Raw genomic sequence first — 25,942 nt, forward strand, 5'->3', positions numbered from 1 at the left:
GGGCCGGGGGGGGCGGGGGGGGGGGGCCCCCCCCCCCCCCGCCCGGGGGGGGGGGGGGGGCCGGGCCCCCCCCCCCCCCCGCCCCCCCCCCGCCCCCCCCCCCCCCCCCCCGCGCCGGCGGGGGCGGCCCCCCCCCCCCGCCCCCCCGGCGGACGGGGCCGCCGCGGCGGACGCCACGAGTGCGGCCACCGTCGCAGCGGGGTCGGCGGTCGGCGTCACGTCTGCACCACCGGTCGTCCCGCCCGAGACCGGACCGGTCGCGGCGTCGTCGGTCGGGGTGTCGCCCGTCGGTCGTCGTCCGGCCGGCGAGGTCGTGGGACGCGTGTCCCGGTCCGTCCCGTGCGGTGCCGGACGGCGTGCGTCGGACGGTGCCGTGCGGCGGTCGCCGTCCGCGACGGTGCCGGCTGTCCCGGACCCGGCTGCGGCCAGCGCGGCGCCGAACGAGTCGGCGGACGCCGGGGCCGGTGGGGACGACCCGGTGCGAGCGGGTGCCGGGGCGGCCGGCTGCGTGCTGATCGTCAGGCTCATGCTGCGCTCCCGGACTGCATCAGGGAGAGCAGCGCCGCCGTCTGCAGGTCCGTCCCACCCGACGCCGCGGACGTCGCGATCGTGGCGGACGCCTGCGCGGGCACGATGCGTCGGATCGTGGCGATGTCCGAGTCCTTGTACCAGTTGTCGACGATCCGGACGTCCTTGCCCGGTCGCGGCGCGTGCAGCACCTTGCCGTCGCCGACGTAGATGACGACGTGGCCCTCGCCCTTCGGGACGATCAGGTCGCCGGGCTGGGCGTCCTTGAGCGACCCCACCTCGACGCCCATCTTCGCCTGGTCCGGCACGACACGGGGCATGGTCACCCCGAGGTCCTTGAACACCGTCTGCACGAGCCCCGAGCAGTCCATGCCGCTCGTCGTGGTGCCGCCGAAGACGTACGGCACCCCGAGGTACTTCTTCGCGTCCGCCACCACGTCGGCACCGGTCGCGCCGCTGCCCGTCGCGATGGTCCCCGTGCCGGCGTCGACCGACGTCGCGGGAGCGGTCGACGACGCCGCGGTCGCCGCGGTCGCCGCGGTGCCGGTCGTCCCGGTCCCGGTCGCGGTCGCCATCGCGTCGGCGAAGGCGCTGGAGGTGTCGGCACCCGCGGTCTGCGAGGTCGCCGCCGTGGCGGTCGTCCCGGTGCGCAGGGCATCGATCTGGGTCCGGATCACGGAGATCCGCGAGAGCACGGCGTCCACGCTCATCGGGCACCACCTTCCGTGCGGCTGCGTGCCGCGATCTCGTCGAGGGCGTTCTGTTCGGTGCGGAGCTCGTCGGCGACCTGCTGCTGGTCGTGCTGGACCTCGAGCTTCTCGAGCCCGAGGGCCGAGCGGCGTGCGGCGGTGTAGTCGTCCTGCGCCCGGTCGGCGTCGGCGCGGCGGTTCCGGACCACGGCGTCGAGCTCCTCGAGCATCCCCCGGGTGGCGGCACGGGCCGCGGCGACGGCGCTGAGGGTCGCGGCGTCCTGCACGTGCTGCGTCCCCTCGGTGTCGGCGAGGTTCCGGCGCGCGGCGATCCGGGCGTCGGCGGCGTCTCGTACCCGCTCGTTCGCGGTCGCGAGCGCCGCAGCGGCACGGTCCTGTTCGGCGTGCCGGAGGCGCAGGAGCCCGGCGAGCGGGAAGCGGCGGGCCATCAGGCACGACCTCCGACGCCGAGGTTGGCGACCAGCTGGTCGAGCAAGCGCCACGACGAGGACGCGGTGGCGCGCTCGTCCATGCCCTGCCGCAGGAAGCCGTCGATCGCGTCCTGGTGGTCGACGGCGGCGTCGACGAGCGGGTTCGTGCCGCGCTGGTACGCACCGACGTCGAGGAGGTCCTGCGCCGCCTTCCGGGCGGCCATCACCGTGCGGAGGGCCGTCGCGGCGCCGCGCTGTCCGGGCGTGGTCACCTTCGAGGCCACGCGGGACACCGAGCCGAGCGCGTCGACCGACGGGAAGTGGCCGGTGATCGCGAGCTTCCGGTCGAGCACGACGTGCCCGTCCAGGATGCTCCGGGCGGCGTCGGCGATCGGTTCGTTGTGGTCGTCGCCGTCGACGAGCACCGTGTAGAGGCCCGTGACGCTGCCGACCCGGTCGGTCCCGGCCCGTTCGAGCAGCCCGGCGAGCACCGAGAACGTCGACGGCGGGTACCCCCGGGTCGCCGGCGGCTCCCCCACGGACAGCCCGATCTCGCGCTGCGCCATCGCCACGCGGGTGAGCGAGTCCATCATCAGCACGACGTCCTGGCCGGCGTCGCGGAACGACTCGGCGATGCGGGTGGCGACGAACGCGGCCCGCAGCCGCATGAGCGCCGGCTCGTCCGAGGTGGACACGACGACGATCGAGCGGGCCAGGCCCTCGGGGCCGAGGTCGTCCTCGAGGAACTCCCGGACCTCGCGTCCACGCTCACCGACGAGCGCGATGACGTTGACGGCGGCGTCGCTCCCCCGGGCGATCATCGACAGCAGCGAGGACTTGCCGACGCCGGAGCCCGCGAACAGGCCCATGCGCTGCCCGCGCCCGACCGTGGTGAGGGTGTCGAGCACGCGGACGCCGAGCTGCATCGGGGTGTCGATGCGCGTGCGAGCCATCGCGTTCGGCGTCTCGTGGTCGAGCGGCACCCACGCGACCGGCTCGCCGCCGACCCCGACGAGCGGACCGCGGTCGTCGATCGGGCGTCCGAGCCCGTCGAGCACGCGCCCGAACAGTGCCGTGCCGGTCGGCACGAGCACCGGTCGACCGGTGGGCCGGGCGGGCGTGCCGGCGGTCACACCGGTGAGGCGTCCGAGCGGCATGCAGCGGACGCCGGAGGAGTCGGTCGCGACGACCTCGACGAGCGTCTGCTGTGCACCCTCGACGCCGAGCGAGACGACCTCACCGACGTGCGCGTCGAGTCCGGCGATCGTGAGGCCGAGGCCGACGGCGCTCGTGACGACCCCGACGCGCTGCGGAGCGGCCTGCCGGAGTGCCTCGTCGAGCCCGCGGGGGCGCAGGAGCGTCGCCGTCACGGTGCCACCCCCAGCGCCGTGCGGGCGCGGTCGAGCGCCGTGGCGATCCGCGCGTCGAGCAACCCCTCCGGCAGGTCGACGACGGCGTCGCCGTCGACGAGCGACGGGTCGGCGACGACCGGGACCGGCAGGTCCAGGTCGGCGACGCGCGCGGCGTCCGCGACGCTCAGCCGGACGGCCACGGCGACCGTGCGGTCGACGGCCGCGAGCGCCCGCTCGACGGTCGCCTGCGCGCCGGGGACGACCCGCGCCTCCCGTCCGTCACCGGCGGGGTCCGCGGTTCGGGAGGCGCGGATCGCGTACCCGACGACGGCTTCGGCCAGGTCGACGGCGGCGACCGCGACCGACTGCTCGGCCTGGTCGAGGACCGGCGCGACGTGCGACAGCATCGCGTTCGTCGCGGCGTCGAGGACCGCGATGCGGCGCGCGGTGTCGGCCTGCATCGAGGCGGCGCGGGCCGCGTGCTCGGACTCGAGCCGGGCGCGCAGCGCGTCGGTCTCGGCCTGCGCCTGCCGGAGTCCGGCGGCGTACCCGGCAGCGTGGCCGCGCACGTCGGCGCTCGACGCGCGCGCGCTCGCGGCGGAGTCCCCGATCACCGGGAACGCGACGCGCTGGACGATCGACTCAGTCAACGAGCTCGTCCTCCTCGGCGCGGTGGACCGTGATGACGCCCTGCGCCTCGAGTTCGCGGACGGACCGCACGACCTCGGCGCGGGCCTCCTCGACCTGCGAGACCCGGACGGGGCCCATGGCCTGCAGCTCGTCGTCGAGCAGCTCGCGGTTGCGCTCGGAGACGTTCGCGCGGATCGTCTCGACGACCGGCGCGGCGGCACCCTTCATCGCGGTCGCGAGGAGCTTCGAGTCGATGCCGCGGAGCACCTGTTGGATGTCGCGGGACTCGAGCTTGACGATGTCCTCGAAGGTGAGCATCCGGGAGCGGATGTCCTCGGCGAGCTCCGGGTCGCGCGCCTCGAGCCCGTCGAGGACGGCCTTCTCGGTGGCGACGTCCGAGCGGTTGATGATGTCGACGAGCGGGGCGATGCCGCCGACGACCTCGACGCTCTCACGCGGGGACACCACGGCGCCGGCGCGCTGCCGGAGGACGCCGGCGACGATCCCGACGGCCTCCGGGGTCGCACTCCCCATGGTCGCGAACGCCTGGGCGACGTCGGTTCGGGCGCGCTCGTCCACCCCGGCGAGCACGGCGCTGGCCTGCGCCGGCTTCAGGTGGGCGAGGACGAGGGCGATGGTCTGCGGGAGCTCCCCCTCGAGGAGCGTGACGACCTGCCCGGGCTCGGCGTCGTCGAGGAAGTCGAAGGACTGCCCCGCGAGGTTCGAGGCGAGCCGGTCCATGACGCCGGCGGCGCGCTCGGCACCGAACGACGCCTCGAGGAGCCCGAGGGCGGTCTCCTTGCCGCCGCGCTTCTGCGTGCGGCCGCTCAGCGTCATCCGGTGGAACTCGGTGAGGGTGCGGTCGACGACGGTGTCCTCGACGCGGCGCATCCGGACGATCTCGGCGGAGATCTCCTCGGCCTCGATCTCGGTGAACTGCTTCATCACCTCGGCCGCGCGCTCGGTCTCCATCTGCATGAGGATGAGCGCGACCTTCTGCGCGCCGGTCAGGGCACGGTCGCCCGCGCCGGTCCCGCCGGCGCTCGGCACGAGCGCGCTCACACCGGTGCCCGGTCGTCGAGGAGTCCGCGGAGGAGCTCGGCCGTGCGCTTCGGGTCCCGCTCGGCGAGGGCGGAGATGTCCTGTCGACGCCGTTCGGCGCTGATCTCCTCGGTGGTGAGGACCTCGGTGGGCGAGTCGTCGTGCGGGATGGTCGGGAGCGCGACGGTCGGGGCGTCCCCGGCCTGCAGGGGGCTGCGGTCCGCGCCGTCCACGGCGAGCGGGAGCTGGAAGGTCTCACCCGAGAACGCGTCGAGCTCGCCGAGGTCGACCGCCTCGCGCTCCTGCTTCCGGCTGCGGCGCGCGAGGAAGACGATGATCGCGACGAGGGCGAGGAGCGCCCCCACGACGATGCCGGCGGTGCGGATCGACGACCACAGGGCCTCCTGCTGGTCGGCCTGCTGCTGGGCCTCGAGCGCCTTCGTCGCCTTGTCGGCGGCGCTGGTGTCGAAGTCCATCATCGCCACGCGGACCTGGTCGCCGCGGGTCTGGTCGACGCCGGCGGCCGCGGCCACGAGGTCGTTGATGCTCTGCAGGTTCGCGTTCTGCACGGCGTTCGCCTTCGAGTTCAGGGCGACCGAGATCGTCTGCCGCGAGAGGCCGCCGGCCGGCAGCTGCGTCGTCTCGGTGGTGTGGTCGACGGCGTTGTTCTTCGTCGCCGACTCGTTCGTGTACCCGTCCGTGCCGGAGCTCGCCGTGCCGTTCGGCACCGCGATGTTGTCCGGACCGAGCACGCCCGTCGCCCCCGAGGACGCGCCTGACCCCGAGCCGTACTGCTCGGTCGAGGACGACTCGTTCAGGGCCACCGGGCCGGTCGTCGGCGTCGTGTACGACTCCGAGGTCCGCGTGCCGGAGTTCTGGTTCATGGTCGCGGACACCACGACGCTGGCGTTCCCGGCGCCGAGGGTCGTGTCGAGCAGGTCCTGGATCTTCTTGCTCGTCGCGGCGTCGTAGTCGGCCGCCTGGTCGGCCCCGCTGCCGGTCGCGCCGGTGCCGACGGCGGAGAGCGTCTGGCCCTTCGCGTCGACGACCGAGACGTCGGTCGGCTGCATGCCCTCGACGGCGGCGCTCGTGAGGTGCACGATCGCCTGGACCTGGTCGGTGGACAGCTCGGCGCCGTTCTTCGTGGCGATGAACACCGACGCGGTCGGGTCCTTCTCCTCGGACACGAACACGGTCTTCTCCGGGATCGCGAGCTGCACCGTCGCGGTCTGGACGCCGTCCATCGCGCCGATGGTCTTCGCGAGCTCGCCCTCCATCGCACGCTTGTAGGTGACGTCCTGCTGGAACTCGGAGCTCGTCACGCCCATCTTGTCGAGCAGCGAGTAGCCGCCCTCGTTCGACGCCGGCAGCCCGTTCGACGCGGCCTTGAGGCGCTCGGAGTACACCGAGCCCTGCGGGACGAGGATCGTCGCGCCGCCGTCGGTGAGCTGGAACGGCACACCGTCGGTGGTGAGCTGGTCGGTGACGCTCGCCGCGTCGGCCGCCGCCAGGCCGGTGAACAGCGGCGCGTAGGACGCCTTGCCGAGCCAGCTCGCGAGCGCGATGCCGCCGAGCACGAGCGCGGCGATGACGAGGATCGCGATGGTCCGCTGGGCGGCGCTGAAGCCCTTGACGTAGGCGGCGAGACGTCCGAAGAGGTCCTTGACGGCGACGGGCATCAGGCCTGCATCCTCATGATCTCGTTGAAGGCGTCGACGCCCTTGTTCCGGACGGCGGAGACGAGCTCGAGCGTGACCTGGGCGCGGGTGGCGGCGATCGTCGCGTCGTGGATGTCGTCGAGGTTGCCGGTGACGGCCTTCAGGGCGAGGGTCTTCGAGTCGCTCTGCAGCTGCTGCAGGCCGTCGACGGCGTTGCCGAGGCTGGCGGCGAACCCGCTGCCGTCGGACGTCGCGCCGGTGGCCGCGACTCCGCTGGTCGCGCTCGTGCCGACGTCGCTGGACGTGCCGCTCAGGCTCGTCATCGCGTTCGTCATCGCGTTGGTGGTCACACCGTTCACGGCGTCGATGGGCATCAGTTCTTCCCGATCTGCAGGGCCGCCTCGTAGGCGGTCTTCGCGCGGTCGACCACGGCGGCGTTCGCCTGGTAGCCCCGCTGGGCCATGATGAGGTCCGCCATCTGCGTGCCGAGGTCGATGTCCGGCATGCGGACGTAGCCCTCCGCGTTCGCGAGCGGGTTGTCCGGGTCGTAGGTCACCCGGCCGGCGGCGCTGCCGAACGCGGCGCCCTTGACGTAGGCGCCGGAGACGCCGTTGCCCTCCTGGACCTCGACGTAGCGGGCCTGGAAGGCGGTGTCGTCCATCGACTTCACGGTGTTGACGTTCGCGATGTTGTCGGACACGGCGTCGAGCCACTTGCGGTGCACGGTCATGCCGGTGCTCGCGATGCCGATCGCGTCGAACGTGGTCACGAGGTGGTCCGCATCGCCGCACGGATGCTGGTGAGCTCGGAGTTCATCGCCTGCGTCGCGAACTGGTACCGCAGCACGGTGTCGATGTTCGAGAGCGTCTCCTCGTCGAGGTTGACGTTGTTCCCGTTCGTGTTGGTCGGCTCGAGGCTCCGCGCGACGGTCGGCGTGGTGGCGCCGTTCCCGTCGACGATCGACTTCGCGAGGGCGTCCTCGAACTGGACCTTCTCGGCGTGGTAGTTCGGCGTGTTGATGTTCGCGATGTTGTTCGCGATCACCTTCTGCCGCATCGACAGGCCGTCGAGCGCACTCTGCAGTGCGACGCTCGTCACGGAATCGAACACGGTGGACCGTCCCCTCGGTGTGCGCGCCACCCCCTGGTGACGTCGCGCGATGGCGGTGGCCGATCCGTGGCCGAACTGGTGAGCGATCCGTGCTCACCGGGCGCTGTCGGCCGGGCCGTGGGGCGCGTTAGGGGTCGCCCCGAACGGGGGGCGGGTGGGGGGCGGGCGGGCGAGCCGACTCGTTACGACAACGCCGATGTCGTACGACATCGACCGTGTCGCCGGTTGCGCACGCGCACTGTTGCCCGCGCCTCCGAGCGACAACCCCGATGTCGTACGACGTCGGTCATGTCGCCGGTTGCACGCGCGCACTGTTGCCCGCGCCTCCGAGCGACAACGCCGATGTCGTACGACGTCGGTCATGTCGACCGTTGCGCCCGCGCCATCTTGCACACGCCGGAACTTGCACGCGCGCCCGAACGACACAGCCGACGTCGTACGACACCGACAACGTCACCCGTTGCACACGCCCGAACTTGCACGCGCGCCCGAACGACACAGCCGACGTCGTACGACGTCGATGTTGTCGTTCCGGGTCGGACGGCCCCGACCCGGCGCCCGGCGCCCCCCGCGGCCTCAAGCCGAGGCGTCGAGGTACACCGAGCCCCGCGGCTCGCGCGTCGCGTCCACCGCACGGAGCGCACCGAGGTGGTCGAGCGTCGCCCGGCGGTCCCCCTCGAGCGTCGCGATCCGGTCGCGCTGCGCGGCGAGCAGCCGGGAGGCACGCCCCACCAGCTCCCGCGGCACCGGTCCCAGCGCGGTCGGCTCGGACCACCGTACGTCGCCGTCCGCCGTCAGGTCGGCTTCGAGTGCGTCGAGCACGGCCTCCCAGGCGGCACGGCGTTCCGCGTCAGGCGACACCGAGCGCTCCACCGGTCGGCTGCTGCACCGCGGTCGCTGCCGGGATCGCCGCGGCGGCCTCGTGCCACGACTGCCGCAGCGGCTCGAGGATCCGGATGCAGTCGCGGGTGGCCTGGACGTCCCGGTGCACGTTCGCGGTGATGAGCGACGTCGACGCGTAGTTGTAGATCGCGAGCAGTCCCTCGCCGCCGTCCCACACGTCGATCTTCAGCGTCGATGACAGCTCGCCGACGATGGCCTGCGCGTGCAGGAGCTGCTCGCGGGCGGCCTCCCAGTCGGCGGTCGTCTGTGCGGCCTCGGCGCGGTGCAGGTCGAGCAGCAGCCGGTCGTAGAGCATCGTGACGAGCTGCGCCGGCGTCGCCGACAGGACGGCCTCGTTCGTGTACTGCGCACGGCGCTGGTCCGTGACGGTGCGGGGCTGGGCCGCCTGCCGGAAGGCGGCGGACTGGAGGTCGAAGGCGTTCATGGGGTTCCTGTCAGCTCGTCGTCGACGCCAGCTGGCTCGCCAGCCAGCTCGACTGGGACTGGAGCTTGCTGAGGCTGGTCTCGAGGCTCGCGTACATCGTCTGCAGCGCTGCGCGACGCGAGGTGAGCCGGTCGGTCCAGCTGTCGATCTGGGTGTTGAGGTCCTTCGCGACGGCCTGTTGCCCCGTGATCGCGGTGGTGATGGACCCGTCGTACTTGTCGGACGCCGAGGTGGCCGCCGCGCCGACGTTCGCCGCGACGCCGGTCAGCATCGCCTGCGTGCCCTCCGGATCGGTCGCGAGGGCCTTCTGGAAGGCGTCGGCGTCGAAGGTGAAGTCGCCGTCCTTCGTGATCGAGATCCCGATCGACGACGGTGACTTCCCACCGACCGGCGCGGACATGGTGCTGGCGAGCCGCTGGACGACGTCGCGGGTGGTGCCGTCGCCGGAGAGCACCCCCGCGGTGGTCGAGGTGGTGCCGGTCGTGGCACTGGTCGTGCTCGTGACCGCGGTGTTCGAGCGGTAGTAGGCGGCGACGGCGTTCATCGCGTCGACGAGCCCGGACGCGACGGCCTGGGCCTTGGTCGTGTCCTGCGCGACCGTCAGCGTCACCGGGTCGGTCGTGGGCTGGGTCACGGTGACGCTGACCCCGGGGACGAGGTCGGTGAACGTGTTCGTCGTGCTCGTCACCGTCTGCGCCGCCGCGGTGCCGGCCCACAGGGTCACACTGGCGTCCTTCGCCTGCGTGACCACGGCGGCACCCGTCTGCGTGAGGACGTTCGTCGCGGTGCCGGCGGTGACCTCGTCGGCGGTGCCGCGGTACACCTCGAAGGCGCCGGCTGCACCGGACTTCGACGAGGTGAGCTGCAGGCGGTAGAGCTTCGTGCCGTCCGTGTCGGTGCCGGCCGCGACCCGGGTCGCCGTGACGCCCGCACCGGACTTGTTGATCGCGGACACGGTGTCGTCGAGGGAGCCCGACGCCGGCGTGACCGTCGTCTTCGTGCCGTCGGACCCGACGAGTGTGATCGGCTCGGCGGCCGACGACCAGGTGGCCATCGCGGCGGTCACGCCCACCTGGGCGGACGCGGTCGACCCGACGGTGAAGCTGAGCGACCCCGCGGCGGCGTTCGCACCGGTGACGGCGGTGACCCCGGCGGAGGAGCTCGTCGCCGTGAACAGGTCGAGCGAGGTGGCCTTGGCCGCGTCCTTCGCGTTGGTCGCGAGGGTCTGCACCAACCCGTTGATCGTCTGCAGTGACGAGATGAACGAGTTCGTGGACGTGAGCTTGTTCTTGAGGAGCGTCTGCGGGACGCCCTCGACGCTCATCAGGGAGTTGATGAGGTCGGTGGTCTTCAGGCCGCTGACGAGGCCGTCGATCGCGAGGCTGCTGGCCGATGAGACGGACGACATCGATGGCTCCTGCCGCTACGGGGTGGAAGGGTGCGGACGACGCCGCCGCCCGGGGTACCTGAACGATCCCGGACGACGGCGTCAGCACTGCTAGCGCAGGAGCGAGAGCACACCCTGCGTGCTCTGGTTCGCCTGCGCGAGCATCGACGTGCCGGCCTGGCTGAGGATGTTATCGCGCGTGTACTTGACCATCTCCTCCGCCATGTCGACGTCCGTGATGCGCGAACCGGCAGCGGTGAGGTTCTCCTTGGCCACGTTCGTCACGTTGATGGCGTGGTCGAAGCGGTTCTGGATGGCACCGATGTTCGAACGTGCCGTCGACACGTTCTTGATCTGCGCGTCGATCGTGGTGATCGCGCTCTGCGCGCCGGTGGCGGTCGTGAAGTCGAGACCGGTGACGGCGGTCGCCACGGTCGAGACGTTCGCGCCCGACAGGTCGACGTCGATCTGGCTCGCTGCGTCGCCGTTGGCGCCGACCTGGAACTTCAGGACGCCTGCGGTGCCGGCGGAGCCGTCGAGCAGGTTGATGCCGTTGAAGTTGGTCGACTGGGAGATGCGGGTGAGCTCCTTGGACAGCTCGGTGACCTCGGTGGAGATCGCCGTGCGGGAGTCCGCGTTGTTCGAGTCGTTGCCGGCCTGCACGGCCAGGTCACGCATGCGCTGGAGGATCGAGTGGGTCTCGGTGAGGCCACCTTCAGCGGTCTGCACGACGGAGATGCCGTCCTGCGCGTTGCGGGCGGCGACCGTGAGGCCACCGACCTGGGACTTCAGCCCCTCGGAGATCGACAGACCGGCCGCGTCGTCGGCAGCACGGTTGATGCGGAGGCCGCTCGAGAGCTTCTCGAGGGACTTCGACAGGTCGTTCTGCGTCGAGTTCAGGTTCCGGTACGTGTTGAGTGCCGAGAGGTTGGTGTTGATGGACATACCCATGGTGGTTTCCTCCGTGAAATCTGGGTCGTACGTCTGCCCGTCCGTGGGCTGACATGGATGACTCTCGGCCGGTCGGCCGGAGCCGTTAGGGAATCGGCGGAATTCGTCGGACGACGAGTTCGCCGACGGCTAGCTGACCGCGACGACGGGGGCGGCCGGGGCGGCCGTGGCGTCGTGCACCGCCCGCGCCACCCCCGCTGCGGCGTTCGTGGCGACCCGCGCCAGGTAGGCGCTCCGCCGGGCGGCGGTGGTCTTCGAGGCCGGCGGCGCGACGACACCCTCGTCCCCGTAGTGCGCGGCGAGTCCGTCGCGGAGCAGGCGCATCGCCTCGGAGCGCTGCTGCGACACGGCGGAGTGGGTGATGCCGAGCTCGGCGGCGACCTCGGTGACCGACCGGTCGCCGAAGTACACGTTCTCGACGACGAAGCGCATCCGCTCGGGCAGCGCCTCGACGGCGGCGCGGAGGTAGCGGCGCTTCTCGGCCTCGAGCAGGTCCTCGCCCGGCAGCGGCAGGTCGGCGGCGAGGGTGTCGTGCACGGTCTCGTCGATCGGCGACACGGTCCGAGCCGCGTCGCTCATCGCGTCCGCGGCGGTCTGGCGGTCGACGCCCATCGCGTCCGCGATCTCCTGCACACCGACGCTCCGGCCGAGCCGGGCCGACAGCGCCTCCTGCGTGGCGAGGGTCTCGCGGATCCGCTTCCGGGTGCCGCGCGACGCCCAGTCGGCGGAGCGCATGTCGTCCGCGATGGCACCGGTGATGCGGGTGCGGGCGTAGGCGCCGAACGGGACGCCGAGGTCGGGGTCGAAGGACTCGGCCGCGGCGACGAGGGCCAGCGACCCGACGGCGGCGAGGTCGTCGCGGTCGAGGTGCGTGGCACGCGCCCGGACGTCGGCGACGATGTAGCCCACGAGCGGGAGGTGCTCCACGATCATCGCGTTGCGGTCGTTCCGATCCATGCTGATCCCCTGGTCGCCTGACATGCGTGACCCGTCCGTGGGCGCGGCGCACGCCGGCCTCGGATGGCCGGTGTGTACGCCGAAGACCCACCCGGGTCCCTCCGGGTGGTGCACCTCCCGCGTCCCTGCGACGCGGTGCGGGGTGTCCCCCGCGGTGCGCTTCGAATGTATCGGCTGGCAAAGCCCTGAGTGGGTGCACAACCGTCCCCAGTGCGGGGGTGAGAGGGTGTTTTCCCGGTCGGCATTTGGGGGGACCCCGGCCTGGGAACGCCCGTTCTTGTCCCCCGATGGGGTGCTTGCCAGGAGGCGCGGCTCGTGTCCGGCACACGCAGTCACCAGGTCGGTGCTTACGCCCGGCACCCGCGACCCGATAGGTCCCGGTGTCCGCAGGATGACCGACACACCCACCGGGAGGAGCTGATGAGCGTGAACGAACTGTCCGCCGTGCTCTGGCGCGAACGCGAACTGCTCGAGCTGCTCACCTTCAAGCTCGAGGAGGAGCAGCTGCTCCTCGCCGCCGGGCGCTCCCGCTGGGTCTCGCACGCCAGCCGTGAGGTCGAGCAGGTCCTCGAGCGCCTCCGCAGCACCGGTCTCGAGCGCGCCGCGTCGAGCGCCGAGGTCGCCGAGGAGTGGGGCGTCCCCGCTGACGCACCCCTCCGCGAGGTCGTCGCCGCCGCGCCGAACGGGCCGTGGGGAGAGATCCTCGCCGCGCACCTCACCGCGATGGTCGAGCTCACCACCCAGATCGGGGCGCTCCGCGACGAGAACGACCGGTTCCTCCGCACCGCCGCCCAGGCCACCGAGGAGACCCTCGCCGGGTCCGTCACCGGAGCCGCCACCTACGACGCCTCCGGGGCATCGGGCTCCGGGTCGGACGGCGCACGACTCTTCGAGGGGACCCTGTAGCACCGTGGTCAGCACCTTCGGATCCCTCGCCACCGCGTACTCCGGCCTCGCCGCCGCCCGCGCCGGCATCGACGTCACCGGGCAGAACATCGCCAACGCCGGCACCGCCGGGTACACCCGGCAGCGCGTCTCGCAGTCGTCGATCCCCGCCGCCCAGACCGGCTTCATGCGCGGGACCGCAGCGCTCGCGGGCCAGGGCGTGTCCGTCGACGGCATCGCCCGCCTGGCGTCCCTGACGCTCGACGCCGGGGTGCGGGTCGCCTCCGGGTCGTCCGCCTACGCCGACGCCCGCGCCACCGCGCTCGGCGCGCTCGAGGACGGACTGCACGAGCCCGGCGACGACGGCCTCTCGGCGAAGCTCGACGCCTTCTGGTCGTCGTGGGGCGACCTCTCCAGCCACCCGGACGACCCCGGTGCCGCCAGTGCCGTGATCGGCGCGGCGACGACCGTGGCGAGTGCGCTCGCGAGCGGCTCGAAGGCGATCGACGCGCAGTGGACGACCGTTCGCGGCACGGTCGACGGCCAGGTGCAGCAGCTCAACGACGCCGCGTCGCAGGTCGCCGACCTGAACGGCCGGATCCGGACCGCCCTCGCCTCCGGCGGCAACGCCAACGAGCTGCTCGACCAGCGCGACCAGCTCACCCAGCAGATCGCCTCGCTCGCCGGCGGCACGGTCCGTCAGAACACCGACGGCACGGTCGACGTCCTCATCGGCGGCAACGCGATCGTGCAGGGCACCGACGCCCGATCCGTCGCACTCGGCGGCGGCCAGCGCATGGCGGACGGCGCCGCGGTCACCCTCACCTGGACCTCCGGCTCGGCCGGGGCGGTCGCACTGTCCGGCGGCTCGATCGGCGGCAACCTGTCGCTCCTCGCCCCGGCGACGGCGAACGGCACCGGCGGCGCACTCGCCGAGGCCTCCGCCTCGTACGACCAGGTCGCGACGAAGCTCGCGACCGCCGTCAACGCCGTGCACGCCACCGGCACGACGCCCACCGGCACGACCGGTGCACCGTTCTTCGCGCTCACCGCCGGTGTCCCGGCGGCGCAGGGCCTCGCCGTCGTGCCGACCGACGCCAGCGGTCTGGCGACGCGGAACGCGGCGGGGGAACTCGACGATTCGTTCGCCGACGCCCTCTCGCGACTCGGCGCGGCGACCGACGGCGCGGACCGCTCCTGGGCGACCTTCGTGGCGGGCGTGGGCAGCGCCTCCCGGTCGGCCGCGTCGGAATCGACGCTGACGGGTCTGGCGCTCACGAACGCGCGCACCCAGCAGCAGTCGAGTGCCGGCGTGGACCTCGACGAGGAGAACGTCAACCTGCTGAGCTACCAGCACGCGTACCAGGGCGCCGCGCGGGTCCTGACCGCCGTCGACGAGATGCTCGACACCATCATCAACCGCACAGGAATCGTCGGGAGGGGCTGACCGTGATCACCCGTGTGACCACCCAGATGTCGATGGCCTCGGCCAGTGCCCGGCTGCAGGCCGGTGCCGCGAAGGTCGCCCAGCTCACCGAGCAGGCCACCACGCTGAAGAACATCCAGCGACCGTCGGACGACCCGGTCGGGACCGCGTCGTCCATGCAGGTCCGCAAGGAACAGGCCGCCGCAGCCCAGTACACGCGCAACGCGAACGACGCCGCCGGCTGGCTCGCCACGACCGACAGCGCCCTGTCCAGCGTCTACTCGGTGCTCAACAACGTGCGGGACCTCACCGTGCAGGCGGCGAACAGCGGCACGATGAGCGACACCGACCGCGACGCACTGGTGACGCAGTTCCAGTCGCTGAAGTCCGACCTCGAGGCGCGTGCCAACACGACCTACGGCACCCGCTCGGTGTTCGCCGGCTCGTCCACGGCGTCGACCGTGTACGACCCGGCGACCGGGTGGGCCTCCTCCGGGGCCGACGTCACGCGACGCATCGGCGACGGCAGCACCGTGCGGGTCGACACGTCCGGCACCGCGGTGTTCGGCTCCGGCTCCTCCTCCGTCTTCGCGATGATCGACTCGATCGTCGGCGACCTGCAGAACGGTGTGAACGTGAACCCCCGCATCAACGACGTCGACGCGGCGCTCGCCACCGTGCGCGGGGTGCAGGCGGACGTCGGCGTCCGGCACGCCGCGGCCCTCACCGCCCAGGACTCGCTGAAGAGCGCGACCGTGTCGCTCGAGAACCGGCGTGCCGGCATCGAGGACAAGGACCTCGCCAAGGCCGTCCTCGACCTGCAGGTGCAGCAGACCAACTACCAGGCAGCCCTCGCCGTCACCGCGAAGGTCCTGCAGCCGACCCTGATGGACTACCTCCGATGAGCATCGACCTGACCTTCGCCGTCCCGCCGTTCGGCCTCGCACCCGCTCCCGTTTTCGTGCTGACGCCGGTGGACGGTGCCGAGGGGCTGTTCACGCTCGTCGGCGACGACGCCCGCCTGTTCGTGCTCGACGCCGCGGTGCACCTGCCGTCGTACGCGCCGGAGCTCACGGACGAGCAGGCGACCGGGCTCGGGCTGACCGCGCCCGAGGACGCGATGCTCCTCGTCGTCGCGAACCCCGGCGGTGGCGACGAGGACGGCGGCACCACGGTGAACCTGCTCGCGCCGATCGTCGTGAACGCCCGGACGTCGGTCGGGGCGCAGCTCATCCTCGAGGACCAGGACCTGCCGCTCCGCGCCGAGCTCGCCCGGCGCTGACGCGCTGCCGTAGCGCTGGGCGCCGTGCCGGGTTGCGCGCGTGTTTCGACACCGCGTTGGTCGATCGACGCGTGCTTCGTCGCAACCTGCGCACGCATGAGATGCACGTGCATGAAGCGACATCACGCTTGACGAACCACGGGTGTCTTGTCGGTCGATGTAGACGTACGAATCGCCCTCGGTCCTCCACAGGGTGATCGACGCACGAGGTTCTCCACGGATCCGTCATCCCGTGACCGACGTGACCGTCGCTACCGCGAGCCTGGCGGGGTGAGCAGAGCAGACGACATCGAGATCATCCGCACGACCGGGCTCCCGAGCGCCGAACGGCGGCACCTCGAACGGGCTGTCCTCCGCGGGCAGCTGATCCGGATCCGACCTGGCGTGCTCGTGCAACAGGGCGCACTGGACGATCTCCTCCCCGAGGAACGGCACCACGTCCTGGTGCGGGCCTCGATCCACCGCGCACGACCGAGCGACGCGGTGTCGCACGAGTCCGCGTGTGCCGTGCTCGGACTCCCGTTCACAGGCCCGTGGCCACCGAAGGTGCACGTGTGCGATCCGACGTCCCCGAACACCCGTGTCACGGCGTGGTTCGTGCGACACGGCTCCGAGCACCGACCGCCGCGGACGGTCGACCGGGCGGACGACATCGCCGCGACCGACGCGGCCCGGACCGCAGTGGACCTGACTGCGGCACGACCGCTGCTCCACTCGCTGCCCGTCGTCGACCACGTGCTCAGCCGCGGACTCGCGACCGCCATCGCGCTCGAGCGCGAGGCACTCTCGCTCCGCAAGGGACGGACGAAGGCAGCGGTGGCGATCGGGATGGGATCCGCGCTGTCCGGGTCGCCCGCCGAGTCCGTCTGCCGGGTCCGCTTCCGGCAGCTCGGCGTGCCCGACCCCGTGCAGCAGCACGCCTTCCGACGCCCAGGGGAACGCACCGCGGTCGTCGACTTCTGGTTCCCCGGGCACGGCGTGGTCGTCGAGGTGGACGGCCGGGGGAAGTACGAGGACCCGACGATGCTCGGTGGGCGGACGACGGCCGACGCCCACTGGCAGGAGAAGCAGCGCGAGGACTTCGTGCGGTCGTTCCCCGAGGTCCGCGCCGTCGTCCGGCTGACCTGGGCGGACCTGATGGATTCCGAGCGGGTGCGGACCAAGCTGCGGCGGGCGGGGATCCCGTGCTGATGAGTCGCGTGCGTCCAGGCCGCACGGGTCAGCGCCGGGGCGCTTCCGGGTGGTGGGCGCGCTGGCGTTCGACCCCGGAGACCTCGGTCCGCCCGACGACCACGTCGCCCGCACCCAGACGGACACCGTGGATCCTGCCGGCACCCTTGACCACGGCGCCGCGTCGGTCCGGGTCGGGGTGGTGCCGGTCGGCCCCGCCTCCGAGCACGACGTCGCGGACCGAGACCGTGCCGATCACCTGCGCGCCGGCGCCGATCGTCGCCGGTCCCTCGACGAGACAGCCGCCGGACAACCGGGCTCCCGGCTCGATGACCACGTCGGCGGCGTCGGTCGCCACGACGGTGACCGAGCCGGGGCCGAGCTCCGCGGGACCGATCTCGACGTCCGCGCCGTCGGCGACCACGGTCACCGGGCCCGGTCCGAGGCGGGCGCCGGACCGCACGACCACGGTTCCGGTGCCACGACCCTCGAGGACCGTGCCGGGGTACAGGACCACCCCCGGTTCGACCGATGAGCACCGACGAGGGGTCGAGGACGAGCACGTCGGGCGCGAGGGCCGCGACGTCGTCGGGCGTCAGGAAGCCGGCAGCCAGGCGCGCGTCGTCCAGTGGTCGTGCAGGGGTCATCCGACGAGCCTCCCATGCGTCCGGCGTACCGTCGTCTCCATGGCCCGAGAGCAGAAGGACCAGGCGATCGTGCCCTTGCCGGCATCGCCTGTGGCCTCCACCCCCAACGACCCGAACGCGCGCACCCCCGAGCAGCAGTCCCCCACGGGCTGGGTGAAGATGCTCGACCGGGTGCTCAGCGTGCAGCGCCCCGTCGTGGTGGCGCACGTGCGTGCCCTGCGCCGTCGGCACCCCCGGTCGTCGCCTGCCGAGATCATCCAGATCCTCGAACGGGAGTACCTCGCGGCGGTGACCACGGGCGGCGCCGCCGTCGGAGCGAGCGCGGTGATCCCCGGCGTCGGCATGGCGGCGGCACTCGGGCTGAGCGGCGTCGAGACGGTCGGCTTCCTCGAGACCACGGCGCTCTTCGCGCAGTCCGTGACCGAGGTGCACGGGATCGCCCTCGACGACCCCGAACGCGCACGCATGCTCGTCATGGCGATGATCCTCGGCGCTCCCGGGACGCAGCTCATCAACCAGCTCGCCGGACAGATCGCCGGTGGACAGGTGCGGACGGCGTTCTGGGGCGAGATGGTGACGTCGTCGCTCCCGAAGCAGGTCGTGAACGGCATCGGCGGGCAGGTCCGCGACCAGTTCATCAAGCGGTTCGCTGCACGGCAGGGCACCACGATCGTCGGGCGGGCACTCCCGTTCGGCATCGGTGCGGCGGTCGGCGGGCTCGGCAACCACGCGCTCGGACGCAAGGTGATCCAGGCCTCGCGGACCGGGTTCGGTGTGCCCCCCGCGCACTTCCCCATCGTCCTCGAGCCGAAGCCGACGAAGGAACCCAAGCAGGCGAAGGAACCGAAGCCGACGAAGGAACCCAAGCAGGCGAAGGCCCCGAAGGAGCGGCGGGCGATCGGCCGCAGGAAGGGCCGCGAGGACCTCTGGGCCGACACCCCGGACCGCGCCAGCGACTGACCGCCGGACCGCACCGGCGACCAACCGCAGGGACCGATGACGGGAGGCGCGGTGCTCGCTGGCACCGCGCCTCCCGTCCGTCACCGGTCCCGCAGCGACCGTTCCGCCCGCGTCGGCCGCATCCCGTCTCAGCGCCCGCGCACCGGCGTCGTCACGACCTGCCCGGCGTGCGCGAACCCGCCGCCGAACCCGAACAGCAGCGCCGGCACCCCCTCGGGGAGGTCCCCCCGCGCCCACGCCTTCGACAGCCCGAGCGGCACGCTCGCCGCCGAGGTGTTGCCGGACTCGACGACGTCCCGGACGACGAACTTCGACTCCCCGCCGAGGGCGTGCACGAGCGGCTCGATGATCCGCAGGTTCGCCTGGTGGAACGCGAACACGCCGATGTCGTCCATCGTCAGGCCCGCGGCGGCCACCGCGGCCCGGGCGTGGTCGGCGGCCTCGGTGATCGCCCAGCGGTAGATCGAGCGACCCTCCTGGGTGAAGCGCTCGGGGTCGCCGGAGACCAGGACCGCCTCCTGCAGGTGCGGCACGCTCCCCCACGAGACCGGACCGATCTGCGCCTCGTCGGACACGCCGAGCACGGCCGCCCCGGCCCCGTCGCCGACGAGCACGCACGTCGAGCGGTCGGTCCAGTCGACGATGCCGGACAGCACCTCGGAGCCGACGACGACCGCGATGTCGGTCGACCCGACCCGGATCGCCTGGTCGGCCAGCGCGACGCCGTACTCGAAGCCGCTGCACGCGGTGTTGATGTCGATGGGCGCCACGGCCGGCGAGAGACCGAGTGCCGCGGCGACGCGTCCGGCCGTGTACGGCGCCCGGTCGCGGTGGGTGGTGGAGGCGACGATGACGAGTCCGACCCGTGCGGGGTCGACACCGGCGTCCGCGAGGGCGTTCCGCGCCGCCTCGATCGCCATGGACGTCACGGTGTCCGAGGGGCCCGCGATGTGCCGGGTCTCGATCCCGGTCCGGGTGCGGATCCACTCGTCGTTCGTGTCGACCATCGTCGAGAGCTCGTCGTTGGTCAGGATGCGCGATGGCTGGTGGTGGCCGAACCCGAGGATCCGGCTGCCACGGAGTGCTGGGGTGTTCACGATCGGCACGCTACTCCCCCGACCGACGGCCGCATGCCCGCCGCGGCATGCACGGGACCGCCGGGAGGCCGGTACTCCCAGGGCCTGCCACACCCGCCGTCGATCGCGTAGACCGGGGACATGGACTACACACACCTCGGCCGCACAGGGTTGTCGGTCTCACGAGCGGTGCTCGGGACCATGAACTTCGGCCCGGAGACCAGCGAGGACGACTCGCACGCCATCATGGACCGGGCCCACGAGCTCGGCGTCAACTTCTTCGACACCGCGAACGGCTACGGCGGCTCGGTGGGCAAGGGCGCCACCGAGGAGATCATCGGCCGCTGGTTCGCCAAGGGCGGCGGCCGTCGCGACAAGACCGTCCTCGCGACGAAGGTCTACGGCGACATGATCGACTGGCCGAACGGCGGGAAGCTCAGCGCGTACAACATCCGCCAGGCCCTCGACGCGAGCCTGCAGCGCCTCCAGACGGACCACATCGACCTGTACCAGTTCCACCACGTCGACCGTGCGACGCCGTGGGACGAGATCTGGCAGGCGATCGACGTCGCCGTGCAGCAGGGCAAGGTGCTCTACGTCGGCTCGTCCAACTTCGCCGGGTGGCACATCGCCCAGGCGCAGGAGGCCGCCCAGCGCCGCAACACCCTCGGTCTCGTCAGCGAGCAGTCGATCTACAACCTCGTGGTGCGCGACATCGAGCGCGAGGTCCTGCCGGCGGCGCGCGAGTACGGCCTCGGCGTCATCCCGTGGTCGCCGCTGCAGGGCGGTCTGCTCGGCGGCGTGATCGAGAAGACCGAGAACGGCTCCCGCCGACTCTCCGGCCGCAGTGCCGAGTACGTCGAGGGCCACCGCGACCAGCTCACCGCCTACGAGTCCTTCGCCAAGGAGCTCGGGCACACCCCGGGTGAACTCGCCCTCGCGTGGCTGCTGCACCAGCCCGGTGTCACCGCGCCGATCACCGGTCCCCGCACCATGGAGCAGTGGGAGTCCGCGGTCCGCGCCGTCGACATCCGCCTCGACCAGCGTGCCCTCGACCGGCTCGACGAGATCTTCCCGGGGCACAAGACCTCGCCGGAGGACTACGCCTGGTGACGCACTGACACCACCACGTCGCTGACGCGACCCCTGACGGGAGGCGCGGTGGGGGGGCGGCCCCCCCCCCCCCCCCCCCCACCCCCCCCGCCCCCGACCCGCCCCCGGGGGGGGGGCCCCCCCCCCCCCCCCGCCTCCCGTCATCCGCACGTCCAGAGCCGGACCCGAGTGGCGCGCGCAACCACCGGTCAGAGCGTGGCGATCTCCTCGTCCCGCAGACCGATGCCGCGGAGGTACCCGCCCACCGAGCCCCAGCGCTCCTCGAGGCGCGCGATCACCGTCGTCATGATCTCGGGTACGCAGCGGTGGCCGATGGCCGTTGCCTCGGGGTCGGTGCTCGCGGCACGCTCTGCCGCGAACCGGTCGACCAGGCCGGCAGCGCTGGCCGCGTAGTCCTCGCCGACGACGTCCGTCCCCGCGCCCCAGTGCCGGGCGAGCAGCGCGCTCACGATCCCCGTGCGGTCCTTGCCGGCGGCACAGCACACGAGCACGTCGCCGTCCGTGGCGGCGATCGTCCGGAGCGCGGCGGCGATGCCCGACCGGTGCCGGTCGAGCCAGTCGGTGTACTGGTCCTCGAGCTGGACGGCCTCGGCGGCGGACTCGATCGCCGAGGCCGGGTCGAAGAGCGGCACCGACCGGTACACGGGGGTCGCGGCGAGCGGGTGCGGGACCGCCTCCCGCTCGTCGTCGCGGCGCAGGTCGATCACCGCGGCGAGGCCCGTCGGGTAGGCCTCGGGAGCGACCGGCTCGGTGTTCGACCGGTACACCGTGCGCCGGCGGCCGTCCTGGAGCCCGGGGCCCCCGACCGCGCGGAGGTTGGTCAGCACGTTCGACGTCGTCGTCATGCCCCCACTCTGCCGGACGCGGGCCTGGGCGGGCGGTACGGCCCCGCCGTGCGTCGACGCGAAGCGACATCGTCGACGTCGTACGACATCGGGGTTGCCGTTCCTTGCACACGCCAACTGTTGCGGACGCGCCCTGACGACATCGTCGACGTCGTACGACATCGGGGTTGTCGTTCCTTGCACACGCCAGCCGTTGCGGACGCGGCCCGACGACATCGTCGACGTCGTACGACAACGACCATGTCGTTCCGAATCCGCCCTAGCCCATCCCCCGCGCCCATCCCGCGCGCCCATCCCCCGCCCATCCCCCGCGCCCCGCCCCGCGCGCGCCACCCCGCACACAACAACGGGCCCCGCGCTGCTGCCTGCGCGGGGCCCGTCGTGCGGGTGTGCCTGGTGCTACCGGACGGAGACCGGGGTCTCGTCGCGCTCCTCGTAGAGGACGTAGCCCTCTTCGCCGTGGACCGCGGTGTCGATGCCGGCGACCTCGTCCTCGGTCTTCACGCGGAAGCCCATGGTCTTCTCGATGATCCAGCCGATCACGAAGGCGAGGACGAAGGAGTAGACCCCGACGGCACCGGCGGCAGCGGCCTGCTTGCCGAGCTGCGCGAACGAGCCCGAGTAGATCAGACCGGTGTCGTTGGCGAAGAAGCCGAGGTACAGCGTGCCGAAGATGCCGCCGACCAGGTGGACGCCGACCACGTCGAGCGAGTCGTCGAAGCCGAGGCGGTACTTCCAGTCGATCGCGAAGCAGCAGACGATGCCCGCGAGGAAGCCGAGCAGGATGCCCCAGCCCGGGGTGAGCGCGGCGCACGCCGGGGTGATGGCGACGAGACCGGTGACGGCACCCGATGCGGCACCGACCGAGGTGGCCTTGCCGTCCTTGAGCTTCTCCACGAGCAGCCAGCCGAGGATCGCGGCGGCCGGTGCGGCGAGGGTGTTGACCCAGGCGATCGCAGCGATGCCGTCGGCGGCACCCTCGGACCCGGCGTTGAAGCCGAACCAGCCGAACCACAGGATCGCGGCACCGAGGAGGACGAAGGGCGGGTTGTGCGGCTTGTGCGCACCCTTGGCGAAGCCGACGCGCTTGCCGAGGACGAGCGCCAGGGCGAGGCCCGCGGCACCGGCGTTGATGTGCACCGCGGTGCCACCGGCGAAGTCGATGACGCCCCAGACCGGCGCCCAGCCCGAGGTGAGGTTGAAGACCCACGAGGCGACCGGGAAGTAGACGACCGTGACCCAGACACCGGCGAAGACCATCCACGCGCCGAACTTGGCACGGTCGGCGATCGCACCGGAGATGAGGGCGACCGTGATGATCGCGAAGGTCGCCTGGAAGCCGACGAACGCCATCGTCGGGTAGGCGACGTCGTCGGCGCTGGACCGCGCCTGCTCGAACGCCTGGCCGAGGCCGATCAGGTTCCAGTCGATGCTGAAGAACCCGACGACGCCGGAGACGGCCGTGTGGTCACCGGTGTTCGCGAAGGCGATCGCGTAGCCGTACAGGACCCAGAGCACCGCCACGAGGGCGATCGCCCCGAAGGACATCATCATCATGCTGATGACGGACTTGGCCTTCACCAGACCGCCGTAGAAGAACGCCAGGCCCGGTGTCATGAACAGCACGAGTGCCGCCATGATCAGCAGGAAGCCGGTTTGGCCCTGATCAAGCATTGTTCACCTCTCGATTGCACCAGCGGCTCTTGGTCCGCGTCGGGTGTCACCGAGTCTGGCGAGGCGACGTTTCACGCTGGAGCACGAAGTGTTTCGTGGGTGTAACGCGATCGCCCCCCGTGTAAACGTCGTGTTTCGTCCCCCGATCAGTCCCCTGGACGGGGGCCACGAGTTCCCCCGGTCCGTCCGGACGGTGTCCGACAGCCGTCGCGCATCCGGGTCGGGAGGCGCGGTTCGGCGGGAAAGCGGCCCGTCGCGCCCGGCAGGCGCGTCAGTCGACGGCGCGGGTGAGCGCCACGACGCGGCTCGCCGCCCGCAGGTACTTCTTGCGGTAGCCGCCGTCGAGCATGGTGTCCGGGTACACCCGGTCGAGCGGGGTGCCGGACGCGACGATCCGGACCTGCGCGTCGTACAGCCGGTCGACGAGCGCGACCCAGCGGAGCGCGTCGGTCTGGTCGGTGAACGGCTGGACGTCGGTGAGGCCGACGGCGTCGAGGTCGTCGACCATCGCGACGTACTTCGACGGGTGGACCGACGCGAGGTGCGCGACCACGGCGCGGAAGTCGTCGAGCGTGACGTGCCCGCTCGGCAGTGCCTCGGCGACGTCGGCGACCACCCCGGCCGACTCGTCCACCGCGCGCCGGCGGAAGTCGAGGCCGTCGATGCGCATGGTGTCGAACCGGTCCGACATCGCCTGGATCTCGCGCAGGAAGTCCTGCGCCGCGAAGCGTCCCTCGCCGAGGGCCCCCGGCGGCGTGTTCGACGTGGCGGCGAAACGGGTGCCGGTCTCGCTCAGCTCCTTGATGAGCCGCGTCATCACCATCGTGTCACCGGGGTCGTCGAGCTCGAACTCGTCGATGCACACCAGTGCCGTGCCCTGGAGCAGGTCGACGGTCCCCTGGAACCCGAGGGCGCCGACGAGCGCGGTGTACTCGATGAAGGTGCCGAACGTCTTCCGGCCGGTGGCGGCGTGGTAGGCCGCGGCGAGCAGGTGGGTCTTCCCGACGCCGAACCCGCCGTCGAGGTAGACGCCGGACTTCGCGGTCGTGTCCGACGACGGCCCGCGACGACGCCCGAACAGTCCCCGTCGCGGCGCTGCCCCGCCGCCGCCGGCCGTCACGAACGCCTCCACCGCGTCCCGGACCGACGCCTGCGACGGGTAGTCCGCGTCCGGCCGGTACGAGGCGAACGACGCGTCCCGGAACTGGGGCGGCGGGACGAGCGCCGCAGCCATCTGCTGCGGGGTCACCTGCGGGTCGCGGTCGACGAGGTGTTCGGGCAAGGAGTGGCCTTCCGGGAAGCATGTCGTGCGGTGTCACGTTGGAGGAGGCGAACGGCACGTCCGCGTACCGTTGCCAGCAGGCACCGACGACCGATCCTAGTCCGGTGTCGCCTCGCTCGATCCGTCGCCAGCCCCCAGGAGGGACCCCACCATGACCGCACCGGTCGACCCGTCCGAGAAGTTCACCGCCTACGCCCACCCGGAGCGGCTCGTCTCCACCGAGTGGCTGCAGGAACAGCTGGACGCCGGCACCCCCGACCTGGTCGTGGTCGAGTCCGACGAGGACGTCCTGCTCTACGAGACCGGGCACGTCCCCGGTGCGGTGAAGATCGACTGGCACACCGACCTCAACGACCCGGTGCTCCGCGACTACATCGACGGCGAGGCGTTCGCCCGCCTGCTCGGCAGCAAGGGCATCGGCCGCGAGACCACCGTGGTGGTCTACGGCGACAAGAACAACTGGTGGGCCGCGTACGCGCTCTGGGTCTTCTCGCTGTTCGGCCACGAGGACGTGCGCCTGCTCGACGGCGGCCGGGCGAAGTGGATCGCCGAGGACCGTGCGCTCACGACCGACCAGACCGTCGTGACGCCGGCCGAGTACCCCGTCGTCGACCGGGTCGACACCGAGATCCGCGCCTACAAGGACGACGTGCTCGCCCACCTCGGCAAGCCGCTGATCGACGTCCGCAGCGCGCCGGAGTACTCGGGCGAGCGCACCACGGCGCCGGACTACCCGGAAGAGGGCGCGCTCCGCGCCGGCCACGTCCCCACGGCCGTGAACATCCCGTGGGCCACCGCCGCCGCGCCGGACGGCACCTTCAAGAGCCGCGACGAGCTCGACGCGATCTACCGCGACGGCGCCGGCATCGGCGACGCCGACGAGGTCATCGCCTACTGCCGGATCGGTGAGCGCTCGAGCCACACCTGGTTCGTCCTGCAGCACCTGCTCGGCTACGAGAACGTCCGCAACTACGACGGCTCGTGGACCGAGTGGGGCAGCGCCGTCCGCGTCCCGATCGCCGTCGGCACCGAACCGGGTACCATCGCCGACCGATGACCGACACACTCCCCCAGTCCCTCGCCGAGATCCGCGACGACTTCCTCGAACTCTCCCAGCAGGACCGCCTGCAGTTGCTCCTCGAGTTCTCGAACGAGCTCCCGGCGCTGCCCGAGCGCCTGCAGGGACACGAGGACGAGCTCGAACGCGTCGAGGAGTGCCAGTCCCCCGTCTTCATCACGGTCACCGTGGGCGAGGACGGCGACGCACCCGGCATCGTCCGGATGCACGCCACTGCCCCGCGCGAGGCACCGACCACGCGCGGCTTCGCCTCGATCCTCGCGCAGGGGCTGTCCGGGCTGACGGCCGAGCAGGTGCTCGCCGTGCCGGCGGACTACCCGCTGACGATCGGGCTGAGCGAGGCGGTCAGCCCGCTGCGGATCCGCGGCATGGTCGGGATGCTCGGCCGGGTGCAGCGGCAGGTGCAGGCGCAGGCCGCGGTCTCCTAGACCCGTCCGTCCGTG

The 25,942-nt window shown here is 72.2% G+C and carries 28 protein-coding genes; 9 read left to right on the forward strand and 19 right to left on the reverse strand.

Annotated elements, in window-relative coordinates:
- Positions 1 to 524: 524 nt before the first annotated feature.
- The 14 genes from ACNQOV_RS13570 to ACNQOV_RS13635 all read right to left on the reverse strand — a co-directional run bounded on the left by ACNQOV_RS13570 (position 525) and on the right by ACNQOV_RS13635 (position 12,061).
- Positions 525 to 1,238, reverse strand: coding sequence for a C40 family peptidase (locus ACNQOV_RS13570; RefSeq protein ID WP_416395078.1), 714 nt, complete (start codon positions 1,236 to 1,238; stop codon positions 525 to 527).
- Positions 1,235 to 1,666, reverse strand: a complete 432-nt coding sequence (locus ACNQOV_RS13575; RefSeq protein WP_402262594.1) for a flagellar FliJ family protein — start codon at positions 1,664 to 1,666, stop codon at positions 1,235 to 1,237. Before ACNQOV_RS13575 ends, ACNQOV_RS13570 begins: the two co-directional genes overlap by 4 nt.
- Positions 1,666 to 3,018: a FliI/YscN family ATPase gene (locus ACNQOV_RS13580; protein ID WP_416395080.1), complete on the reverse strand. Its 1,353-nt coding sequence runs from the start codon at positions 3,016 to 3,018 to the stop codon at positions 1,666 to 1,668. Before ACNQOV_RS13580 ends, ACNQOV_RS13575 begins: the two co-directional genes overlap by 1 nt.
- The gene (locus ACNQOV_RS13585) at positions 3,015 to 3,650 is read right to left on the reverse strand and encodes a hypothetical protein (protein WP_416395082.1); all 636 of its coding nucleotides are present in this window, start codon (positions 3,648 to 3,650) and stop codon (positions 3,015 to 3,017) included. The genes ACNQOV_RS13580 and ACNQOV_RS13585 overlap by 4 nt, the downstream gene beginning before the upstream one ends.
- A complete protein-coding gene (gene fliG, locus ACNQOV_RS13590; RefSeq protein WP_416395084.1) occupies positions 3,643 to 4,692 on the reverse strand; it encodes a flagellar motor switch protein FliG in 1,050 nt (349 codons plus the stop codon). Before fliG ends, ACNQOV_RS13585 begins: the two co-directional genes overlap by 8 nt.
- The gene (gene fliF / locus ACNQOV_RS13595) at positions 4,689 to 6,350 is read right to left on the reverse strand and encodes a flagellar basal-body MS-ring/collar protein FliF (RefSeq protein WP_416395086.1); all 1,662 of its coding nucleotides are present in this window, start codon (positions 6,348 to 6,350) and stop codon (positions 4,689 to 4,691) included. Before fliF ends, fliG begins: the two co-directional genes overlap by 4 nt.
- Entirely contained in the window at positions 6,350 to 6,703 is a 354-nt protein-coding gene (fliE, locus tag ACNQOV_RS13600) for a flagellar hook-basal body complex protein FliE (RefSeq protein WP_416395088.1), read from the reverse strand. Before fliE ends, fliF begins: the two co-directional genes overlap by 1 nt.
- On the reverse strand, positions 6,703 to 7,098 hold the full coding sequence (locus tag ACNQOV_RS13605; protein ID WP_022907321.1) for a flagellar basal body rod protein FlgC: 396 nt from the start codon (positions 7,096 to 7,098) through the stop codon (positions 6,703 to 6,705). The genes fliE and ACNQOV_RS13605 overlap by 1 nt, the downstream gene beginning before the upstream one ends.
- Positions 7,095 to 7,439, reverse strand: a complete 345-nt coding sequence (locus tag ACNQOV_RS13610) for a flagellar basal body rod protein FlgB (protein ID WP_416395090.1) — start codon at positions 7,437 to 7,439, stop codon at positions 7,095 to 7,097. The genes ACNQOV_RS13605 and ACNQOV_RS13610 overlap by 4 nt, the downstream gene beginning before the upstream one ends.
- Before the next feature lie 576 nt (positions 7,440 to 8,015).
- Positions 8,016 to 8,300, reverse strand: a complete 285-nt coding sequence (locus ACNQOV_RS13615; protein ID WP_416395092.1) for a hypothetical protein — start codon at positions 8,298 to 8,300, stop codon at positions 8,016 to 8,018.
- On the reverse strand, positions 8,290 to 8,766 hold the full coding sequence (gene fliS, locus ACNQOV_RS13620) for a flagellar export chaperone FliS (protein ID WP_402262571.1): 477 nt from the start codon (positions 8,764 to 8,766) through the stop codon (positions 8,290 to 8,292). The genes ACNQOV_RS13615 and fliS overlap by 11 nt, the downstream gene beginning before the upstream one ends.
- A gap of 10 nt (positions 8,767 to 8,776) precedes the next feature.
- The gene (gene fliD, locus ACNQOV_RS13625; RefSeq protein WP_416395095.1) at positions 8,777 to 10,174 is read right to left on the reverse strand and encodes a flagellar filament capping protein FliD; all 1,398 of its coding nucleotides are present in this window, start codon (positions 10,172 to 10,174) and stop codon (positions 8,777 to 8,779) included.
- A 90-nt stretch (positions 10,175 to 10,264) separates the two neighbouring features.
- Positions 10,265 to 11,104, reverse strand: a complete 840-nt coding sequence (locus ACNQOV_RS13630) for a flagellin (RefSeq protein WP_402262565.1) — start codon at positions 11,102 to 11,104, stop codon at positions 10,265 to 10,267.
- Positions 11,105 to 11,233: 129 nt separating this feature from the next.
- A complete protein-coding gene (locus tag ACNQOV_RS13635; protein WP_416405910.1) occupies positions 11,234 to 12,061 on the reverse strand; it encodes a sigma-70 family RNA polymerase sigma factor in 828 nt (275 codons plus the stop codon).
- A gap of 420 nt (positions 12,062 to 12,481) precedes the next feature.
- Here ACNQOV_RS13635 and ACNQOV_RS13640 point away from each other — a divergent pair, with 420 nt between their 5' ends.
- From ACNQOV_RS13640 to ACNQOV_RS13660, 5 genes are all read left to right on the forward strand, one after another.
- The gene (locus ACNQOV_RS13640; RefSeq protein ID WP_022907314.1) at positions 12,482 to 12,967 is read left to right on the forward strand and encodes a flagellar protein FlgN; all 486 of its coding nucleotides are present in this window, start codon (positions 12,482 to 12,484) and stop codon (positions 12,965 to 12,967) included.
- 4 nt (positions 12,968 to 12,971) lie between these two features.
- Positions 12,972 to 14,393 carry a flagellar hook-associated protein FlgK gene (flgK, locus tag ACNQOV_RS13645; protein WP_416395100.1) on the forward strand — a complete coding sequence of 474 codons (1,422 nt, stop codon included), beginning with the start codon at positions 12,972 to 12,974 and terminating at the stop codon, positions 14,391 to 14,393.
- 2 nt (positions 14,394 to 14,395) lie between these two features.
- On the forward strand, positions 14,396 to 15,277 hold the full coding sequence (gene flgL, locus ACNQOV_RS13650) for a flagellar hook-associated protein FlgL (protein ID WP_022908040.1): 882 nt from the start codon (positions 14,396 to 14,398) through the stop codon (positions 15,275 to 15,277).
- Positions 15,274 to 15,654: a flagellar assembly protein FliW gene (gene fliW, locus ACNQOV_RS13655; RefSeq protein WP_416395102.1), complete on the forward strand. Its 381-nt coding sequence runs from the start codon at positions 15,274 to 15,276 to the stop codon at positions 15,652 to 15,654. The genes flgL and fliW overlap by 4 nt, the downstream gene beginning before the upstream one ends.
- Positions 15,655 to 15,924: 270 nt before the next feature.
- Positions 15,925 to 16,845, forward strand: coding sequence for a hypothetical protein (locus tag ACNQOV_RS13660; protein ID WP_416395104.1), 921 nt, complete (start codon positions 15,925 to 15,927; stop codon positions 16,843 to 16,845).
- A 28-nt stretch (positions 16,846 to 16,873) separates the two neighbouring features.
- On the opposite strand, the gene ACNQOV_RS13665 is transcribed toward ACNQOV_RS13660, so the two are convergent.
- Positions 16,874 to 17,341: a hypothetical protein gene (locus tag ACNQOV_RS13665; protein WP_416395106.1), complete on the reverse strand. Its 468-nt coding sequence runs from the start codon at positions 17,339 to 17,341 to the stop codon at positions 16,874 to 16,876.
- A gap of 169 nt (positions 17,342 to 17,510) precedes the next feature.
- On the opposite strand from ACNQOV_RS13665, the gene ACNQOV_RS13670 reads away from it, so the two are divergent.
- Positions 17,511 to 18,431 carry a hypothetical protein gene (locus ACNQOV_RS13670; protein WP_416395108.1) on the forward strand — a complete coding sequence of 307 codons (921 nt, stop codon included), beginning with the start codon at positions 17,511 to 17,513 and terminating at the stop codon, positions 18,429 to 18,431.
- 128 nt (positions 18,432 to 18,559) lie between these two features.
- On the opposite strand, the gene ACNQOV_RS13675 is transcribed toward ACNQOV_RS13670, so the two are convergent.
- A complete protein-coding gene (locus ACNQOV_RS13675) occupies positions 18,560 to 19,528 on the reverse strand; it encodes a beta-ketoacyl-ACP synthase 3 (protein ID WP_031263032.1) in 969 nt (322 codons plus the stop codon).
- Positions 19,529 to 19,648: 120 nt separating this feature from the next.
- Here ACNQOV_RS13675 and ACNQOV_RS13680 point away from each other — a divergent pair, with 120 nt between their 5' ends.
- The gene (locus ACNQOV_RS13680) at positions 19,649 to 20,620 is read left to right on the forward strand and encodes an aldo/keto reductase (RefSeq protein ID WP_416395110.1); all 972 of its coding nucleotides are present in this window, start codon (positions 19,649 to 19,651) and stop codon (positions 20,618 to 20,620) included.
- A gap of 188 nt (positions 20,621 to 20,808) precedes the next feature.
- Here the strand turns inward: ACNQOV_RS13680 and ACNQOV_RS13685 are convergent, their stop codons facing one another.
- The 3 genes from ACNQOV_RS13685 to zapE form a co-directional block, all read right to left on the reverse strand.
- Positions 20,809 to 21,465 carry a tyrosine-protein phosphatase gene (locus tag ACNQOV_RS13685; protein WP_416395112.1) on the reverse strand — a complete coding sequence of 219 codons (657 nt, stop codon included), beginning with the start codon at positions 21,463 to 21,465 and terminating at the stop codon, positions 20,809 to 20,811.
- Between the two features lie 399 nt (positions 21,466 to 21,864).
- Positions 21,865 to 23,139 (reverse strand): ammonium transporter, encoded by a 1,275-nt coding sequence (locus ACNQOV_RS13690; protein WP_022908048.1) that lies wholly within the window; start codon positions 23,137 to 23,139, stop codon positions 21,865 to 21,867.
- Positions 23,140 to 23,410: 271 nt separating this feature from the next.
- A complete protein-coding gene (gene zapE, locus ACNQOV_RS13695) occupies positions 23,411 to 24,373 on the reverse strand; it encodes a cell division protein ZapE (RefSeq protein ID WP_416395136.1) in 963 nt (320 codons plus the stop codon).
- 199 nt (positions 24,374 to 24,572) lie between these two features.
- On the opposite strand from zapE, the gene ACNQOV_RS13700 reads away from it, so the two are divergent.
- Positions 24,573 to 25,478: a sulfurtransferase gene (locus tag ACNQOV_RS13700; RefSeq protein ID WP_402262536.1), complete on the forward strand. Its 906-nt coding sequence runs from the start codon at positions 24,573 to 24,575 to the stop codon at positions 25,476 to 25,478.
- Positions 25,475 to 25,927 carry a SufE family protein gene (locus tag ACNQOV_RS13705; RefSeq protein WP_416395115.1) on the forward strand — a complete coding sequence of 151 codons (453 nt, stop codon included), beginning with the start codon at positions 25,475 to 25,477 and terminating at the stop codon, positions 25,925 to 25,927. Before ACNQOV_RS13700 ends, ACNQOV_RS13705 begins: the two co-directional genes overlap by 4 nt.
- The last annotated feature ends 15 nt before the right edge of the window (positions 25,928 to 25,942 follow it).

Source organism: Curtobacterium sp. LFS084, from assembly GCF_047977705.1.
Taxonomy (GTDB): domain Bacteria; phylum Actinomycetota; class Actinomycetes; order Actinomycetales; family Microbacteriaceae; genus Curtobacterium.

Coding starts and splice junctions, on each gene's coding strand:
- fliD (WP_416395095.1), bottom strand. CDS start 10,174: ATGTCGTCCGTCTCATCGGCCAGCAGCCTCGCGATCGACGGCCTCGTC.
- ACNQOV_RS13700 (WP_402262536.1), top strand. CDS start 24,573: ATGACCGCACCGGTCGACCCGTCCGAGAAGTTCACCGCCTACGCCCAC.
- zapE (WP_416395136.1), bottom strand. CDS start 24,373: ATGGCTGCGGCGCTCGTCCCGCCGCCCCAGTTCCGGGACGCGTCGTTC.
- ACNQOV_RS13640 (WP_022907314.1), top strand. CDS start 12,482: ATGAGCGTGAACGAACTGTCCGCCGTGCTCTGGCGCGAACGCGAACTG.
- fliS (WP_402262571.1), bottom strand. CDS start 8,766: ATGAACGCCTTCGACCTCCAGTCCGCCGCCTTCCGGCAGGCGGCCCAG.
- ACNQOV_RS13680 (WP_416395110.1), top strand. CDS start 19,649: ATGGACTACACACACCTCGGCCGCACAGGGTTGTCGGTCTCACGAGCG.
- ACNQOV_RS13685 (WP_416395112.1), bottom strand. CDS start 21,465: ATGACGACGACGTCGAACGTGCTGACCAACCTCCGCGCGGTCGGGGGC.
- ACNQOV_RS13630 (WP_402262565.1), bottom strand. CDS start 11,104: ATGGGTATGTCCATCAACACCAACCTCTCGGCACTCAACACGTACCGG.
- fliF (WP_416395086.1), bottom strand. CDS start 6,350: ATGCCCGTCGCCGTCAAGGACCTCTTCGGACGTCTCGCCGCCTACGTC.
- ACNQOV_RS13575 (WP_402262594.1), bottom strand. CDS start 1,666: ATGGCCCGCCGCTTCCCGCTCGCCGGGCTCCTGCGCCTCCGGCACGCC.
- fliE (WP_416395088.1), bottom strand. CDS start 6,703: ATGCCCATCGACGCCGTGAACGGTGTGACCACCAACGCGATGACGAAC.
- fliW (WP_416395102.1), top strand. CDS start 15,274: ATGAGCATCGACCTGACCTTCGCCGTCCCGCCGTTCGGCCTCGCACCC.
- ACNQOV_RS13705 (WP_416395115.1), top strand. CDS start 25,475: ATGACCGACACACTCCCCCAGTCCCTCGCCGAGATCCGCGACGACTTC.
- ACNQOV_RS13690 (WP_022908048.1), bottom strand. CDS start 23,139: ATGCTTGATCAGGGCCAAACCGGCTTCCTGCTGATCATGGCGGCACTC.
- ACNQOV_RS13570 (WP_416395078.1), bottom strand. CDS start 1,238: ATGAGCGTGGACGCCGTGCTCTCGCGGATCTCCGTGATCCGGACCCAG.
- ACNQOV_RS13670 (WP_416395108.1), top strand. CDS start 17,511: ATGGCCCGAGAGCAGAAGGACCAGGCGATCGTGCCCTTGCCGGCATCG.
- ACNQOV_RS13635 (WP_416405910.1), bottom strand. CDS start 12,061: ATGGATCGGAACGACCGCAACGCGATGATCGTGGAGCACCTCCCGCTC.